The sequence below is a fragment of the Affinundibacterium amnicola genome, assembly GCF_014284275.1.
GTDB classification, from domain to species: Bacteria; Pseudomonadota; Gammaproteobacteria; order Burkholderiales; family Burkholderiaceae_D; genus Undibacterium; species Undibacterium amnicola.
Window position 1 is genome coordinate 312,040 of record NZ_JACOFU010000004.1, and the last position, 19,327, is coordinate 331,366.

General features: G+C 44.6%; 10 protein-coding genes. All 10 read right to left on the reverse strand.

Annotated features, from left to right (window positions below):
• Positions 1-81 precede the first annotated feature (81 nt).
• Positions 82-1,428: a TolC family outer membrane protein gene (locus H8K33_RS11890; protein ID WP_186891250.1), complete on the reverse strand. Its 1,347-nt coding sequence runs from the start codon at positions 1,426-1,428 to the stop codon at positions 82-84.
• A 2-nt stretch (positions 1,429-1,430) separates the two neighbouring features.
• A complete protein-coding gene (locus H8K33_RS11895) occupies positions 1,431-2,786 on the reverse strand; it encodes an HlyD family type I secretion periplasmic adaptor subunit (RefSeq protein WP_186891251.1) in 1,356 nt (451 codons plus the stop codon).
• The gene (locus H8K33_RS11900) at positions 2,783-4,597 is read right to left on the reverse strand and encodes a type I secretion system permease/ATPase (protein WP_186891252.1); all 1,815 of its coding nucleotides are present in this window, start codon (positions 4,595-4,597) and stop codon (positions 2,783-2,785) included. Before H8K33_RS11900 ends, H8K33_RS11895 begins: the two co-directional genes overlap by 4 nt.
• A 534-nt stretch (positions 4,598-5,131) precedes the next feature.
• Positions 5,132-6,670, reverse strand: a complete 1,539-nt coding sequence (locus H8K33_RS11905) for a class I SAM-dependent methyltransferase (RefSeq protein ID WP_186891253.1) — start codon at positions 6,668-6,670, stop codon at positions 5,132-5,134.
• A gap of 132 nt (positions 6,671-6,802) precedes the next feature.
• A complete protein-coding gene (locus H8K33_RS11910; RefSeq protein ID WP_186891254.1) occupies positions 6,803-8,032 on the reverse strand; it encodes a glycosyltransferase family 4 protein in 1,230 nt (409 codons plus the stop codon).
• Positions 8,033-8,077: 45 nt separating this feature from the next.
• The gene (locus H8K33_RS11915) at positions 8,078-8,695 is read right to left on the reverse strand and encodes a hypothetical protein (RefSeq protein ID WP_186891255.1); all 618 of its coding nucleotides are present in this window, start codon (positions 8,693-8,695) and stop codon (positions 8,078-8,080) included.
• A 230-nt stretch (positions 8,696-8,925) separates the two neighbouring features.
• Positions 8,926-14,292: a beta strand repeat-containing protein gene (locus H8K33_RS11920; RefSeq protein ID WP_186891256.1), complete on the reverse strand. Its 5,367-nt coding sequence runs from the start codon at positions 14,290-14,292 to the stop codon at positions 8,926-8,928.
• Positions 14,293-14,551: 259 nt separating this feature from the next.
• Positions 14,552-17,044 carry a WD40/YVTN/BNR-like repeat-containing protein gene (locus H8K33_RS11925; RefSeq protein ID WP_186891257.1) on the reverse strand — a complete coding sequence of 831 codons (2,493 nt, stop codon included), beginning with the start codon at positions 17,042-17,044 and terminating at the stop codon, positions 14,552-14,554.
• A gap of 424 nt (positions 17,045-17,468) precedes the next feature.
• Entirely contained in the window at positions 17,469-18,302 is an 834-nt protein-coding gene (locus H8K33_RS11930; RefSeq protein WP_186891258.1) for a sulfotransferase family protein, read from the reverse strand.
• Positions 18,303-18,403: 101 nt separating this feature from the next.
• Positions 18,404-18,937: an adenylyl-sulfate kinase gene (gene cysC, locus H8K33_RS11935; protein WP_186891259.1), complete on the reverse strand. Its 534-nt coding sequence runs from the start codon at positions 18,935-18,937 to the stop codon at positions 18,404-18,406.
• Positions 18,938-19,327 lie beyond the last annotated feature (390 nt).

Consider the following 19,327-nt stretch of genomic DNA (forward strand, 5'->3'; position numbering starts at 1 on the left):
TTAAGCTAGTCGCTTAAACTCTTTTTATTTACGAGCTTATTGGTTACTTATTGACTTCCCATTCACCCAAAATATTCACTTTTAATTCGGAGCAAAGAATCCCGACAAGGTATGCAGATCATCTATATTTGCAACACCCGCTGTCGCCTTGAGCTTGATAAAACCGATCAAATAAGAATATCTCGCTTGCGCTAAATCTCGCTGCGTTGTTACCAATTGCTGCTGCGCATTCAAAAGATCAAGATTAATGCGTACTCCGCCCTTAATACTCTGCTTGGTTGCTTCGACCAAAATTGTTGATGACGCAACCGATTTTTGCAATGCCTCAATTTTCGCGACACTACTCTTTACAGTATTAAATTGTTTTCGTAATTCATTCATTACTTTGATTCGAGTACTGTCCAAGCCGGCTCTAGCTTTATCTTTTTGCGCGACCGCCTGCTTCGATACTGCATTTACATAGCCACCGGAATAAATTGGAATGACCAATTGGACGCCAATACTGCGAACATTATTGTCTTGCGTCTGCGTTACAACGGTTTCTGATTTACCACGATTGTAATTTGCGTTTAGATCGACTCGTGGCACATGTCCAGCTCGACTTTTTGCAATATCATGCTCAGCGATTTCTAGCTCCAATTCCGCCGCAAGCATTTCCGCATTGTTCTTCTCCGCCGTTACTTTCCAGTATTCAAAATCTCCTTGCAATAATGCACCAACATTGAAATTATCTTGCAAGACGTCAAGCTGCGATACTTCCATCCCGATGATGCCGGACAAGGTGTTTCGCGCGTTGTACAAATTATCCGTCGCTTCCAATACCGCAGCCTCTGCAACATCCAGCTTTGCCTGCGTCTCTAACATATCGGTTTTGGTGCCTTCACCTTTTTGAAACAAACGATCATTAACCATCTTTTGTTCAAGGTAAGAATCTCTCTGTGCCTGATAAAGACGTAGTTGATCTTCCGCAAATTTTGCGTCTGCATACGCAGTAATGACACGCACCATCAGGTCTTTACTGCGAACATCAAATTGCGCATCACTCAGTTTTGTTTGCGCCTCTCCTTGTTTAAATCGGGCATACGCATCCAAATTAAATAAGGTTTGACGAATAGTGACATTTCTTGTTGTACTGCGATAATCAAGATGCGTCAGTTTCTGTCTTCCCAAAACATCAGGTGCGATAGACTCACCCATGTTATTTGCGGTCGAGTAGCTATATTGTGCTTGTGGCAATAACGCGGAGCGTCCAATCACTTGAAACTCTTGACCTGACACGTTCTCAGCGATGGCAGCACGATGTTGAGGATCATTTTTTAACGCGGCTTGATAGGCCTGAATCAGACCGATCGCATTAGCACTCCCAGATAGTCCGATCAAAATCAGACAAGCAGAAGACACTAGTGATTTACGAAAAACAGATTGCATAATCACTCCTCTTTCATTGCAGAAGCTGCACGGTCAAGTAAAGGTCTCATCAAATAGTTCATCATTGTTCGTTCACCAGTTTTGACCACCATTTCGACTGGCATACCAGGACGTACTTGAAGGTTTGCCAGCTTCTTAAATCCATCCGGCGTGACTTCAGCACGGACTTTATAGTAAGGCATTCCAGAACGCTCATCGATAGTACGATCTGCAGAGATGTGCGTAACAGTACCCGGGATATGCGGCGTCTTATTCGAATTAAAGGCAGAGAAAATCAATTCCACCGGCAATCCTTTATGTACTTTATCGACCAAGTTCACTGGCAACTGGCCCTCAATAATGAGAGCATCGCCTACTGGCACCAATTCCATCAGCTTAAAGCCACTCGGGACTACCGCACCTAATGTAAAGACATTCATTCCAACAATCGTGCCATCGACAGGCGCTTTAACGTCAACATTATCATAGTCATATTGCAACGCGGTTAATCGACTCTGCAATGCGTCAGATTCTTTTTGAACATCGGTCAATATCGTACGAACTTCTTTTTGATAATCTTGCTGACGCTGTGATTTACGCAACGTCAATTCAGCTATTTGGCGCTTTACTCTGCCAATATTTCCAATGTCTTCTGAAATACTGCCATTCACTTGTGCATAGGTTCGTTCCAGATCAAGCAGACGATTACGCGCAACGTAACCTTCTTTTGCTAGCTCACGCACACTCTCTAACTGCTCTTTCAGAAATACCTGTTGCTGCTTTTTACTTTGCATTGACTCTTCTAAGCCAGTCAGTTGAAAATGAAGTCCGGCTACGGTTTCATCAGCGGCACCTAACTCGCTTTGCAATGACATACGACGGGAACTGAACAACTGCTGTTGAACCATCATATTATTCGCAACTTGTGGAATCGCTTTTGCCTGCAACAATGCTGCTGGGAACACGATGTCCTTCGCATTTTCACGCTCAGCCAGTAAACGAGCCTCTGTCGCTTTCGCCGTATAAAACTGTGTCTTTGCAATATCAAGTGCAGATTTAACTTGAATACTGTTCATTTTTAGCAAAACTTGTCCGGCTTTAACCTGATCTCCATCTTTAACCAAGATGCTCTCAACAGTTCCACCAGATTGATATTGAATCACCTTACGATTCGTCGCCACCGCAACATTTCCTGACAGCGGAACCCCTTGATCCAAAGGCGCGATTAAGGCCCACAGTAGAAATCCACCAAACCCCAAGATAACGATCAACCAACCTAAGCGTGCATAAGAGCTGGCATCTGTATTTAATTCGATCGTTTCGACATTCGTTACTGCGACATCGGTGACGTCACTTTTCTTCAGTGCTAAATTACTCATTTTACGTCCTCTCCTTGCGCCGCAGCTTCTATTCTTGCTTGAGTATCAGCGGGTGCCTCATTCGTCGCACCTGCTTGTGGCGATACAGGTTTACCTGCAGCCTGCTGACTAGCAATTGCCTGCTGTTGCGCTTGCGCCAAAGCTTGAAGCACCTGATCACGTGGACCAAAGGCTTGCGCAACACCATCCCGCAGCAGCAATAATTTATTGGTAATACCTAAAACTGATTGACGATGCGTGACCAAAATAATCGTTTTACCACGCTGACGTAAGTCATTTAAAGCCGCTACCAGCGCTTGTTCACCAACATCATCTAAGTTCGAGTTAGGCTCATCCAATACCAACATCGAAGGGTCATCGTACATCGCTCGTGCTAATCCTATACGCTGCTTTTGCCCACCAGATAAGCCTGCACCACCGTCACCTAATAATGTGTCGTAACCTTTCGGAAAGTGCAAAATCAATTCATGTACACCAGCGCGCTTTGCCGCAATAATTACTTTCTCAGAATCCACTTCACCGAAACGGGCAATGTTCTCAGCGACCGTGCCGCCGAACAACTCAATATCTTGCGGCAAATAACCGATATGTGGACCTAGTTGGTCTTTATTCCACTGATAAATATCTGCGCCATCCAAACGCACTTTACCGACGGCAGCAGGCCAGACGCCGACTAAAAGACGTGCAAGTGTTGATTTGCCTGAGCCAGAAGGACCGATAACACCCAAAACATCACCAGGATTCAAGCCAAAACTCAGGTTTTTCAAAACGGCAACGGTGGAGCCAGGAGGTGCCGCAGTAACAGCTTCAACTGCGATCTGTCCCTGTGGCTTTGGCAGTTCCATTCCAGCTTCGCGGATTGGATTATTGGATAACAACTCGTTCAAACGCTCGTATGCGCTCTTCACAGAACTCCATTGCTTCCAAACGCCAATTAATTGATCAATTGGTCCGGTAGCTTTACCCAACAAAATTGAACCAGCAATCATCATCCCAGGGGTCATTTTATTTTCGATCACCAAGAGCGCGCCGAAACCCAAGACCAAGGACTGCACAGAGATCCGAACAAACTTACTCGCTGCCGTAACCATGCCAGATTTTTCGCTTGCTTCTGCCTGAAGATTCAAAAATTTCGCATGCAACTTATACCATCTAGACATCAAATTTGGGAGCATCCCCATGGCTTCAATGACTTCGGCATTTCGTAAATTATTTGTCGCTAAATTACTCGACATAATCGACATTGTATTGGCTTCTGCTAAAGGTTTTTTTGACACTTGTTCATTCACATAAGCCAGAATAACCATGATAATGACCGCACCCAAAGCAAACAAACCCAGGTAAAGATCAAACATAAAAATCACTGCCAAGTACACCGGAAACCAAGGCGCATCAAAAAATGCAAACAAGCCATTACCCGTTAAGAATTGACGGATTTGCGTCAAATCTTGTAAGGCTTGACCAGCATTGCCGCCACCGCGCTTTAAATTTTGCTCAAATGCCGCTGTGTATATGCGTTTATTCATCTGCATATCTAACTTTGCGCCTAAACGTATCAAAACAAAGCTACGGATAAACTCCAAAGCACTCATCAAACCATAGGCACCAAGCATTAGCAAAGTGAGCATCACTAATGTAATTTCGTTTCGACTCTGTAAAACCCGGTCGTACACTTGCAACATGTACAGAGAAGGAACCAACATAAGTAAATTGATAATCGCACTAAAAACACCGACGGTTTTAAAAGTGCTTTTAAAAGTCGTCAAAATATCGACGATTTCATTTTTGGGGAGTTGAAATTTAGATTTCATAATTCATTTCTGCGCTCAGGTGCGCGCTTGTCGCGGCTTTCGTCTATCGTCAAAAGATCCGATGGCCTCAGTTTGCAAGGAAAATAAAGTTTCGCATTATCCACGTTAGCAATCATTAAAAATGTGACGCACATCACATTTTTAATGATACTACCTTTAGTTTGCGAAATCTACAAATTATTTTATGGGCTTGAATAGGTTCAGAAAAATCAGAGGAAAGTAGAAGCCTCTGCACAACCAAATTTTGAACCGGCGATGGTAGCAAGTGCTCTAGGACAGGCGCACTTCCCGATCCAAACTTCGGTGGCTCGCGAAAGTTACCAAAAAGTTAAAAATACATTTCTTAAATTATTTTAAGGACGAACTAAAGGCAAACCTATCAGGCGTCATTCAAATATCAAATTGACTGCGAATACAAGCAGCCATATAAAGTTAAGATTTAATGCCCCAATACGAAACACTTCATAATCAGATCGTACATCCTTGGTTATAGTAAATAACCAGAATGTACAAATCAAAGTAAACGACCTTAGCTTAAGCAATTACTTGTAAGGCACGCATTGCGGGAAGGCATGTTGAAGCAAATTTTGCCGCTAGTTCTGCTAATTCTGCTAAATTCTCTTGCGCTGTTTCAAGATATTTTTCATTTTTCAATAATACGTGATTGCGTTCTGCCAATATTTTCCATGCAAACTCAGCCCATGCTTGCTGACTTTCCAATTTTTGATGATACGCGGCCAAAAACAGCATCTCCACTCGATCAACCATGACAGCTGCTCCGGTTACCGGACTTGCCAGATATCGATAATCAATATGACCTCCGACCTGTTGAAATATATACGCGTTCAATTTTTCGCTGGCTGACTGAGCTTTGACCATGCGCTCATCGCTTTGAACAGCGGCCAGATAACCGCCGCTAGTCAATGCAATCACGACCTTCACTAAATATGACAAATCTAACTGTTGAGAAGCCAGCTCTTTTTCGATCTCTCCAAGTGATTTGATTTGATAATTTGCAAGACTATTCAGTATCGGCTCGTAAATTTTATCTCCGACATTGAAGCTCCCACGGCTACCCTTCAATTGATATTTAATTTCAGCGGGCGCGGTAGTGAGAATCACACGCTGCGCACGAATGGCGTCACCCCTTTCACGAGCACCTAATTGGCGCGCGCCTTTCATCCAAAAATCACGGCGAAATTGCTGATTCGTCATGAAATCACGGGTACTCTCACGAAATACTTTATCGCTAATTTGCTTCAAGAATTGCTGTTGCTGTGGTGTGATATTCACTTCGTCGATGTGCTCTGCATAATGCGCGGAACAAACAAACTCCAGTTTTGCTGGCGACAGCCATTTATGCATATCATCAAAATGCATAGGCTCCCAATCCTGATTAAAGTACTCGTGCGCAACATATTGACGATTCTGTCCTTTGATTCTCTCAATTCTTTTTGTGATTTGCGGATTGGCTTGCAAATAGGCTGGATTTGTCGCCAACAAACGCTCAGCAAAATCAATCGCTCCATCAATTTTTCCTACAATCCCCTGGCCGCCTGTGCCCATCACTTCCGTATGTTGTGCCAGCAAGTGGCGCATAGGCGCAAATGCTCCCCAACCAGGTTGCGTGTTATAACTAATGTACAAAAGCCCGCCCACTTTTAATTTCCTACGAATAAAATCAACAATGATTGAGCGATTCTCATCATTGATCCAACTCCATATTCCATGCAATCCAATACTATCAAACTGTGGAAGATCTGTTCTCTGCGCAAATTCAGCAAAACTATGATCACTTAAATCAACATCGGCACCAGATACTTGAGCCAACTCTCTTGCAAAACTTACCTGTGATGGATTAAAGTCCGTTCCGTACCAGCGGTCGCCAGATGCCGCAGCGTGCATATTGATGCTTAAGCCCTGACCAAATCCTAGTTCACAATGATCCCCTTGTTGCGACAAGGAATTCCCTACATGCAACAAAGCTAAATTCGCTTTAATCGGGCATAACTCAGAATAATATCCATATGTGTAGCCAATATCGGCAACATAACCTTGTGTCCACGAACTCATACATTCTTCCTTATTTTCAAAATAATTGATTGAGCCGAGTGCGATATAACAAGGCCGAGATCAGCATAAGCGACATACATCAATATACCAATTGATTTAAATATCAAACGTCAAATTCTATATTCTTGAGAATTAACGAAGTGAAGCAATCCATGCTAACTGCTTTGGTAAGCATTGTGTTTTCAAATCGTAGTGCTGTCGCGCAAATTGACGCGCATTTCGCCCAAGTTGCTGACGTGTAGAAACATCGGCGAGTAAGGCAATCGTCTTATTCGCCAATCCTTCAACGTCAAAAAAATCTACCAGAACACCATTAACACCATCCTCAATCACTTCTTTCAAGGGCGCGGTATCGCTAGCAAGAATTGCGCATTCGGCACTCATCGCTTCCAATAAGCTCCATGACAATACAAACGGATAGGTCAAATAGACATGTAGGCTAGAAACCTGCAGCAATCCTATAAAACGAGGATAGGAAATTTTTCCGACAAAATGGATTCTTTCCAACTGCTCAGTGTTCAATTTTGGCAGCAACTCCTCCAGAAAAATTTGCTTCCAACTTTGACCCCGGTCAGGTTTCGCACCATAGCTAACTTCGTCTCCTCCAACAATCACAACACACGCATTCGGGCGTTCCTGCAAAATTTGTGGCAGCGCTCGCAAGAAAATATGGTATCCACGATATGGCTCTAAATTTCTATTCACGAAAGTGATGACTTCATCTTTCTTTGTCAGCACTTTGCCATCAGATAACTCAAATACCGCCTGATCATCTGGGCGAACATGTTCGGTATCGATACCGTCATGAATAACACTAATCTTGTTTCTAAACCTTTCAGGAAACGTACTTTGCTGCCAATGTGTTGGGGATATTCCGGCATCGGCAATTTCAAAATGAAGAAAATTATTATTATTTTTTAGCGTTAAACGACACGCATCTTCAACCGAGCTGCGAGGAAACTCAGGATCAAAACCCATGTCTTGGCCATGATCTCGATAAAAAAATTCACAGTAGATGGCAAGTTTTGTGTCAGGCCAAACCTGTTTAACAAATAAACTTTCTCCCCACCCAGGATGCGCAATCACCAGATCCGGCTGATAACCGCCAGCCTTTAGCTCGGTCAATTTATGGAACACCGCTTCGGCACGAATCACTTTGGTTTCCATATCAATCAACCAAGGGTGAATCTGTGGGGTTGAACTACGAACAGGAAAATAAGTATGAATCGTCAGCGGCAACGACGACGCTAATGGCTTCTGTGACATCACAGTAGCGGATACCTGATGTCCTTGCTGAATTAGTGCTGGCACCAAATGTTTAAATTGTCCGGGAAAATTTTGATGGATAAAAAGGATTTTCATGCAGCCATTCTAGAGAATAATCATATTCAAATTGCGTCAAAAATTTTATTGCCCATCATACAGAACTACTGTGCCAGGACCAACATTGGCGCGGTCATAATAAACCGTGTACCAAACAGGATTTACTCCACAAATCGTAGGTGCCACAATCCCTGGTACGGTATGTTGCGAAACGACGTTCATACCAATCCGGTAAATCAAATGGCCTTCATAAATCCGTCCGATACCGTTCTCATCTTCATAAACAGCATATGACCCCGTAGAACCGTAGCCAGCCAATCCACCGCCAGTCGCGCGACAAACTGCACGAGTCAAAGGATGAAAACGATTATCGTATGGAAAATTCGTCCCCTTCCAGCGTAAATTGGTAGGTTGCCCTTTATTGGGGCCTTCATCGATCAATATTGTGGAAGTGACCGTTTCCGCCAACAGTGCCTGAAATACCGCGGAAACATTCCAGCTAGTCTCCGATACCACTTTCAAAGTCACAGGGTCAACCACCTGCGCGGACTTCAGTCCATCGCCCCAAGCCATCTTCCAATCAGCTCCAGTACCAGAAGGTAATGCTGGATCTGGTGCCACATTATTCGGCGTGTTGTCCGAACCACCGCAAGCACTCAAGCTCAAAACGATCAACAGATAATAAATTGGCTTACGTAGCATTGTTAGCTCCAATCAGATAAGCACAAAAGTAAAGCTAAGCTATCTGATCTCTGTCCCTTTTTAATCTAAGTATCCAAATAAAAAAACAAAAATTAAACAATTATTTGGGTCATTATTTTCATACCAAATAATCGCAAAACCTAGGTACAAATCTGTAATGCCGAAAAAAAACCCTGCCTTCAAAAAGAAGGCAGGGTTTAATTTTACTACGCACTCAAGAATGAACGAACTTATAAAATAAAGTTGGCTGATGTCAGTGAAGCCAAGTTTGTGCCAACTAACTGAACAACCGCGTCATTTGCATCATAACTATTGGCGCCAGCAGTGCTTTCAATGAAAACATACTGAAGGCCTAGATAAGTAAAGCCAACCGCAGATCCATTGCTGCCGTTCCAACTTGCGGCAACTGCCACTAATGCAGCGCCAAGACTGACTTCCCCATCCCAGTTATTTGTGTCATGGATGTAATTATTAGCCGCGACGAATTTGATAAAATCGTTTGAGGAAAAATTGGTCACCTCATCGATGCCAGTGGCACTGGAAGATCCAACGACCACTGTATCCACGCCAGAACTGACATTAATTACATCGATACCAGCTGTCCCCGTGATCGTGTCGTTATTAGCGGATCCTGTAATACTAGACGCAGCACCGCTATTTGTGATGTTCCAACCGCTGGTACCGCCAATTGCGGCTAAGTTCACATTAAAACCAGCAACATCCATATTGGTCGCAGCGCCACTAGTTCTTTCAGAAGATGCTGTCGCAGTCCAATTGCCACCCAAGGTAACATCCAAAGAGCCCCAGTTGGCACTTAAAGTATCAGCACCACCGAAACCCAAGTCGGTAATCGTATCATTACCCTCTGCGCCAAAGGCATCAACACCTCCGCCACCTGTCAAGGTATTGGTTCCACCACGTCCCCATACAGTTTCATTACCAGCACCACCAACAACCGTGTCATTTTGAGCAGAACCGATCAACCAGATCCCACCAGCACCAGAGTTAGTGATACTCCAACCATTGGCACCAGTCGCAGAAGTCATATCGATGGCAAACCCATTAGCATTAATCGATCCAGTTCCGTCGTTACTAGTTGACGCAGCACCATTAAAGCCACCACCCAGAGTTACCACAGCAGCAGAGGCAGCTGCGATAGTCAGAATATCTGCACCGTTACCGAAATCAGTAATAGTGTCAGTGCCGGCAGTGACAGTAAATGTATCTGCACCAGCGCCGCCCGTTAAGGTATCGTCACCAGCATTACCAGTCAATGTATCGGCGCCTTGACTACCAATAAACGTGTCAACTGTATTGCCACCTGTCATGGATACTGCAAAGCCAGCACCCTCTGCAGCGCTTGCGGACAAGGTACCGGTAGTTAACGCAGAAGCCGTCAAATCTCCGCGCAAGTTGGTGACAGTGAAGTCTGTAGCGCCACCAGTGTCGGAAAGTGTCAACACAAGGTTATCAAGCATGGCTGTAGCATCAATGGTAATACCACTCAATACAGGATCATCATTACGAATACTGGTTGTACCAGCACCGGTCAAAATTGTCGTAATGCCAGAACCAACCATGTCGGTTCCAAGATTAATATCATTCGCACCACTTAACTGAACACGCTCAAGGTTTGTGACACCGCCGAAAGCTGTATGGAAATTTTCACCAGAAATACCACTGGTAAATACGATCGTGTCGCCTGTCGTGTGGGCACCACCATCCACTGTTTCGCCAGCTAATTCTGCCCAAGCAGCATAACGGAAGGTGTCATCTCCAGCACCACCACTTAAATTATCTGTGCCACCACCACCAACAATCGTATCATTACCGTTATTGCCAGAAATGGTGTCATCACCAGCGGAACCCGTTACCGAAACTGCAGTCACGGCACTATTCGTCACGGTCCAAACACCGCCTGCGGAACTCAGGTCAACATTAAAACCAGCCGCATTGACATTTGCAGTGCCAGAATTAGTAGTTGAATTCGTTGGTGTCCAATTTGCTGCAAGTGTGGCATTCATTGTCGCACCACCACCGATAGTGACTTGATCTGCACCATTACCCAAATCATTAATCGAATCTGTGCCATCTATCACCCAGAAACTATCCGCACCAGCACCACCAGAAATTGAATCGTCACCGAGATTACCATCGATATCATCATCACCCGCACCACCAGTAATGGTATCGTTCTGTCCCGAACCATCGATATTCACTGCTGTGCCACTGTTAGTGATAATCCAACCATTGGCGCTGGTGCCATCAGCTGATGTTAAGTTAACATCAAAACCAGCAGCATCAATCGATGCGGTACCACGGTTATTAGTCCCTGCAGTTGCTGTCCAGCCATTTGCGAGTGTCGCGTTTGCAGTTGCGCCAACAGCTACGGTCAATACATCAGCACCATTTCCTAAGTCAGAAATAGTGTCGACACCAGCACCGACTGTGAACACGTCCACACCCAGACCGCCTGTCAAGACGTCATTATTTAGTCCACCGTTAATCGTATCATTACCTTGACCACCACCTAAAGTGTCTGCACCTGCGGAACCAGCGATATCAAAATCCTCTGTCTGGTTACTCAAATCAATCAATGCAGCATTCGTTGCCTGCACGGTCGTGATTGTACTAATGTCCGTATTACTTGCACTATTCAGCGAACTGGAAGTCGCGGTCACTTGCAATGTCGTGCCAAATTCACCGCCTATGCGAGTAACTGTATCTAAACCATTACTGAAAATATTGACGTCCAATGTCGTTGCCACCGCATTTGCAGCACCTGTTGGCGTCACTGTGATGGTTGCGACACCATCTTTATACTGCTCTTTCCACAAATTCCACACTGGGCTAGCGATGGTATTTAATACTGCCGTAGAGTTCGCACCGTTTGCAACTGCGGCTGCCATTTCAAAACCATAACCATTGCCATCACCAGAAATCGTGAAGCCAGTTGGCATCGCATTACGGAAAGATAAACTCGCCACATCAACACCCGAAGCATCAATCCCGATATCCGGTACGAAGTAAGGCGCAGCAACAACACCACCATTCACTTCCCAAGCCCAGACACCATTAACCCCCACATTCGACGCGCTAGTTGCAACCGTTGACAGTACTGAACCGTCATTGATCAGACCATAGTTGACCTGGTCACCAGCGGTCCAGCCTGCTGTTGCGCCCGCGCTTTGTTGAGTCACTTCTTCGTAGCGAATCTCCATACCGAAGTTTTGATCCGCAACCGCATCGCCTGTTGGCTTGTGAATGATAATTTGGAACGCAGAACCTAGATTTCCGGAAGTGGATGAACTGGCAGAAGAGTACAAACCCACGTTATCCCATGTGAAGACAATTTTGTCGCCATCGATAAAATAGTACATGTTGTGAGAATTTTGCGAAGTTCCAGAACCCGCGCCGTTCGTAATATTTCGCGCACCTTGATCGGTATACAGATCATCATATTGCGCAGCAATCATCGGCGAGCGAGTAAAGCCAGCAATACCACTTGGAGAATAACCAGAGAAACCCTTACCGAAAGTAACATAACCGTTAGTACCGATATACAAGTTTGTATAGGTGGTTCCAAACATGTTCAAACCTGTACTCCACAATCCTGCTGGAACAGCAACTACGCCATAAGTATCATCGCCACCTTGTACATGCGTCCCAAAATTGCCACCAGCATTGCGTATCAGTTGATTCGTCGCACCATTCACACCATCGCCTTGGGATGTATTTGCATTGCCATCATTACCTGGTGTGTAGCCAGTTGGCGTAGCGCCGCCAGGGGCACCAGTCCAAGAAGTCGTCGTTGGCAACAAAGACAAAGTTGTCGTTAAACCAGAGACCGGTGGTTCGGTATCCAGAGTGACATTGCCAGCGCTGACAACAATTTTATCGAGACTGGATTGACCAGTCAGTTTGACGATCTGGTCATCTGCATTACCGGTCGCGGCACCGGCATAATAAACATAAGAATCTGCACCATCAGAGAAAACCGCAACGGAATTAGCTGCATCTAAACGGGAATCAGCACGAACCGCTGCAATTTTTTCAGCCAGAGTATCGTCTGCAGCATCAAATGTCACTTTACCGTTGGTAGAAGTGCTCACACTTGTCGCAGCGACTACTGCACCGCCAGCACCGACCAAGACTGCATCGCCACCAAAATCGAGTACATCATCTTCATAGTCTATTAAGGTATCAATCGCTGCAGCCAACGAACCTGCTGTTCCAAACACCACAGTATCGGCACGCGCACCAGTCGTTAAAGTATCCGCTGCCTGACCAACGGTAATCGTATCTTGCTCACCACTACCAATAATCGTGAAAGCTTCGCTTTGTGCGCTCAGATTAATGGCAACACCAGTTGTCGCTGTTGCGGCTGTAACGGTTTGTACATTCACTAAAGCAGCATCAGTTGCGGCAGCTAAACCAGCAATCGCGGCTGTCGAATCAACTCGCAGCGTATTAGCACCAGTACCTCCATCAACGATCACCGTACCTGTCGCGAATCCAACCACCAGATCATTATCTTCATTTCCATAAATGGAATCGCCTGAACCGCCGGTGATTGTATCGTCACCGATACCGCCAAACATCGTGTCAGCACCAGCATTGCCAGTCAAATCATCATTGCCCGCAAAGCCATATAGTACGGTCGCATTGGTGGTAGATGCTGCCATTGTGTCAGCGCCTGTGGTACCGATAAACAAGTGCTCTGCAGAATCATCTGTTGAAATACCTGCTTCAACACGAATTACGCCTTCTTCCGCCACAGCACGTGCAGAAATACCAGCTTCTTGCGCCAATCCGACGTTATTGGTAGTGACAAAAACAGCGGAATTATCCAGGAAGGAATTAACACCACCAGTACGGAAATACACATTCACGCTTGGCACGTTCACAATGAAATTAGTATTCGCAACATTAGCAGCCCAATTAAATGTCACGTTACTGATCAATAAATTGGTAGAACCAGGCGTATAAACATCACCGTTGTAAGTTAACTGCTCTGCAGTACTTAAAACATTGACTGTGTAATCACGGAAATTATTGTAGGCTGCGTAGCCCGTAGGCGTTGCATAAATTACCCAAGCGTTCTGAGTGTAGCTGCCACCACCAGGTAAATTAACTACGCGTGTTGCGTGTTCAAAGTTAACCACATCTTGCGTACCACCACCCAAACTTACAGTGACAACACTGTTGCCGTTTGGACGTGTTCCTGCATCTGCAAGACCGTGTTCGAAAGTCACGTGCTCTTTACCACCACCACCAGTAATTTCTTTAATAGTACCGTCAGTTGTAATTGTGGAGCCTGAAGTATTCATTAATTGCAGACTGACGCTTTTCCCAGCACCAGCATAAACATACTCCGTATTCTTTAAGTCTAAACGGGCTTTGGCATTCACATTAATAATTAAGGTATCGCTGCCACCACCCATATCAATCGTGCCGCTCGTACCATAGTAGAGCCCCATTAATTTGAGTGTTTGATTGGTGCTAGTCCCAATCAAGGTATTCCAACTTGTAGAAGAAGTCAGCGTTTCATTTGCCAAAGAAATTCTGTACTGACCTGGACTAATCATCGTCGCCATGTTTAAAGCTCCCGTTAGGTTATCGTTTCAATTGTGTTTTTAGTTCGACCTTAATTACTCGTCAATTAACGTCGAAATGTAACAAAACTTAAATTCCATTTATTTTGAAAAATAAATGTGCATAGCGCTCATAATCCTCGATTGTTTTCCATGGGTCAAGATTTGTTTGTGGCAATAAGCATAAAAAAACCCTCGCTTTTCAGCGAGGGTTTTCATTAATTTCTTGACAGCAACTAAACTGTCAATTTTGCATCTCAAATTACATATTGATTTGCCAGAATCCACGACCAAATGTGGATACACGCAACATTTTTGCATCTGGCGCAGTGTAGATATCTGTCACTTCAACCAAAGGCATACCAGAACCAAAACGTGCCCAGTTTGCACCACCATCAACAGAACGGTAGATACCCAATGTAGTACCTGTGTACACGATATTGCTGTCCACTGGATCTACTTTGACTGTATTAACTGGAACACCAGTTGGCAAACCTGTTTCAATCACGGCCCAAGTATTGCCACCGTCAACAGATTTCCACATATGATTGAACCCTGCGTTTGCTGCAACAGAGCTTACATAAATCACTGAAGTATTTTTTGGATCAAATGCAATCTTGCTCAATGAACTACCATTGTTTGGCAATGCTGCTGTTTGTTTCCAGCTCACGCCACCATTGCTCGTCAAGAATACACGGCCACCATTCGCAACGATACCCATTGCATTAACGTTACTTGCAGCAACACCTACACCACGGATGAATAAACTAGAAGTTGGTAAACCTGTTGCACCAACCGCTGTCCAGCTGCTACCGAAATTAACAGACTTGTACACACGTGTATTTGTCCATGTGTAAACTGTGTCGGCATTTGCAGCACCTTCCCAGTAAGTGATACCAGTGTTAAATGGTGCCAATGACGGATTGTTAGTACCAGAGATGCCTGTAGTTGCAGCAGAGAACAATACACCACCGTTAGTACTCTTCTGAATACGTGTGTAATACAAAGAACCCAACATCAAATTCGCATTAGTACGATGTACAACCGAACCAAAACCGTCACCACCGATGTATTGGTTGTAGGTAGTTGTAGAGCCAGCACGTACGCGCGTTCCGTTATCTTGGAAGCCACCAATCACTGCATTAACATTTGCAGGAGAAGAGCCAACGCTATAGATCAAATGTGTAGTCAAACCCAAGTTCAAAGCATCAGTAAATGTTGCACCACCGTCTGTTGACTTGAACAAGCCACCGTCAGTACCGATGATCATGGTAGAACCTTCGATTGCAGCAGCGTGGAAATCAGCATGAACGTAAGGCAAGTTAAAGCGTGCTAACCAGTTACTTGCTGGCGTAAAGCTCTCGCCGCCATCGGTTGTTTTTGCCATCAAGAGCGCACCACCAAAATAAGCGATGTTTTCATTGAGTGGATCAACCACAACCATTTGGTTATACCAACTTTGACCATTCAGCAAAGTCGACATATTGTCAGCTTCTAAGTTAATCACGTTATATGGCTTCTCGATCGCGTTCAAACGCGTCCAAGATTGTCCGCCGTTTGTTGACTTGAGAATATCAGCCAAATCTGTACCGGTAGCAGTTGGTGTTGCAGCCATCGCATAAACAACATTCGGGTTGCTTGGTGCTGCAGCCAGAGTTGAGCGACCGATACCACTTGTCGCTGCTACACACATAATGCCCATCATGCCAGGCTCACAACCAGTCACATTGTAAAACTTGGATTTGGTCCAAAACGCGCCGTTGTTAGACGATACGAATACTTGTCCATCATCCGCTGCTGGTGCAACTGATACGGCAAAGCTTGTGCCGCCAGTCCAAACGATGGACCATACGTAAACATCGGAACCGTAGCCAGTTGCCAAATTAACTTGCGTGAATGAACCACCACGATTCGTCGAACGGAACAAACCCTTATTCGTTGCAACTAAAATGATATTGCGATCACTAGGGGCAACTGAAATTGCCTTGACCACTGTGGATGTGCCCAAGAATACTGGCGCACTCCAAGTCAAGCCACCATCGTTCGATTTAACAACGCCGAGGCCTGTGCCGTCAAAAGCATCACCTAAGCCCAAATAAATCGTGTCACGATTATTTGGATCAACTGCCATAGAACCTATCGACAAAGTACCTAAACTCTCAGTCAATGGCGTCCAAGTTCCACCGGCGTTAACAGTCTTCCACAAACCGCCACCAGAGAAAGTCGCCAAAATTTCAGCGTGATTTGCTGGATTGATGGAAATACCTGTTACACGACCAGCATCTGTCTTTGGCAAAATAACGCCATTTTTCATCACGTCTGCTTTAGTCGGGCCGATATTTTGCCAAACACTTGCACTTGAAGCCGCTTGTACAATTGAAGACTGTGTTTGATTTAAAGAACTCAAACTACCGCCAGGCAATGCTACCGCTCTCAAATTACCATTTGGGATCATTGGACCCCATTTTTGACGCTCAGCTTGTGCAGCTTCGAGCATTTTTTTACGGAACTCTAAAGGCAGAACGCTACCTTTTGAACGATTTGCCTTTAGATCAACAGCAACACCTTCTTGCTGCCACTCGGCGCGCCAACGTGCGCGCTCTGATGGACGATCCATTTCTTGTGCGAATGAGGCAAGCGCACCAACGCCCATAGTTAATCCGATTGCTGAAGTCAGCAAACGTTTAATCCATGTGCCATTTGCAAGCCGTGATGTCGTCATCGACACTGGCTTACCAGTTTTTTTTGCATTCATGTTTAAAGTCCCTATTTTTCAATTTTGGTAACACAATTCAATCAAATTGATGTTGTAATCCATGTTGGCTATCAATCGTTCGGTCAAACACTGCGGTCTGATATGAACAACAAATTTTTTCTCGACATTTTGATTAAATACATATTCTCAGCATATATCTCACACTAAGAAGCGCATAATATTAAACGATTGGTATTCACTTATGTTAGCTTCCAACAAATATGCAACGTAGATATTCATCAAAAATCGGTACATAAATGAAAAAAGACGATTCTCATTTAGTAAATGCAAATGAATATTGCTCAAAAGTATTTTTTAGCTTGTTTTTTATTTCTTTCGATTAATATTAATCGAAAGAAATCTGAAATCTGGCAATGTCAACGTAAGCGCAAAACCAAACACCCAGAATACGCTTACATTGACCTTACGTTTCCTGCTGCGCAGTAATGACACTGCAACGCGTATTGCTAATATCTTTCCAAAATGAAAGATTGCTAAATTTCTCGAAAATGTCCGGTGGCAGTATCGTCGCACGTTTTTGAAATCCGACCGTTGGTCGAATTTTATGCATCCCATGTATACCAAGCGGCGCATCAAATTCTGGAGCGTCATACGCCAAGTTCTCAAAATCATGGGCAAATTCAGGTTCGCCGAGAAATTTATAAACTAAGGGAATCACTTTTTGCGGTGCCTGCGCTAACAAATCATAATCAACGATCAACAAAGATTTTGCATTTTCACCATAAAATGCTTCTTTCAATGCCGTCCATGGATACCCGACCATGCGATTACTTTTTGCCAGTGTTTCGACACGGTTATATACTGTACTACGCTCCTCTGCTGTACTAAACAGGCGCGTAATTTCATAAGGATTTTCACGATAGCGTCGTTCCAGGCTATCCATTACCCATGCAACATTGCGCACGCAAGCAATAAACTTCGCGTCAGGGAACTGATCCAAAATCAAAGGCATATGCGCCGACCACATACGGTTCGTATCAAAAATAACTTCTTTATCAGCTTTATCTGAATAATACGAATGAAACATTCCACGTGCTAATCGTTGACGCTGCTCAGTGGTGACAACGCTACCAAATTCACTGCCAGCCCCCAACTGATTAATCATTCCCGCCATCAAAGTGCCGACAGGGCTAGTCATGCTCGCATGAAAGCGCGGATTCTGTTGAAAAATAGCGGATAGCAAAGTGGAGCCTGAACGCGGCAAGCCTGTAATAAAGTGAAACTTTGTATTATTCATTTTTAGCTCATCAATAATGGAAGTGAATAAAAAACAGTCGTTCGAGCAGTCCAAAGAGGAGCTACCTTGCTGACCAACATTGGTAAGTCAATTCGGAAAACTCAGTCGCGAACGACCGAAGTGAAGGTTTGCGATAACAGGAAATGAACTGCCTGCTCTAGCGATGTCTGATCCGTGTTAATCACGATGTCAGGACTACAGGGAATTTCGTATGGGCTTTGTACACCTGTCAACTGGATACCACTTTCCACTCGCGCTTTAGCATAAAGGCCTTTGACATCTCGCTGCTGACACACATGCAGCGGCGTCGAAACATAGACTTCACACATTTGATCAGATCCGATAATGGCGCGCGCCTGATTGCGTGAACTAGCGGTTGGCGAAATTAAGGCGGCAATCACCAAAATACCGTTGGCATTGAGTGTTTTGGCAAGCTCGGCAACGCGTCGGCATTGCTCTTCGCGGTCTTCTGCACTAAAACCTAAATCACGTGATAAGCCGCGACGTAGCTCGTCGCCATCCAATACACAAACCGGATGCTCGAGCTCTCGCAACTGAGTCGCAAATGCTTGCGCCAATGTGGTTTTACCGGCACCAGAAAGTCCTGTCATCCACCACGTCTTTGTTCGAATCATGCTTGTTCCACACAAAATTTTTAGATCTGCTTATGCTGCTTATGCTTGTTCCGAATGCCTGCAATACATTGCGGTAACCTGATACTCAGAGTGAATAGCGCTAACAGCACCAATCCTATTAAAGGGCGCAAAATCATACCACAGGGTTTTTCACACACCGCTGTATTGGATCCGCAAAACAACGCTTCCACCACATGATGCCAACAAATGTTTATTGGGTGCTGAACTTATTCAAGCCATCAATGCTCTTAACTTCGCCACCTGTCGTGGCAACTCCACCGGTGCGAAAACACGATCCAAAATGCTAGAAATAGTTTATTAAATTATCTATCTGAGATTGAACTACAAGTGCTTCTTGATTAGACTCACGCGCTTGAACCTATTTGCAAA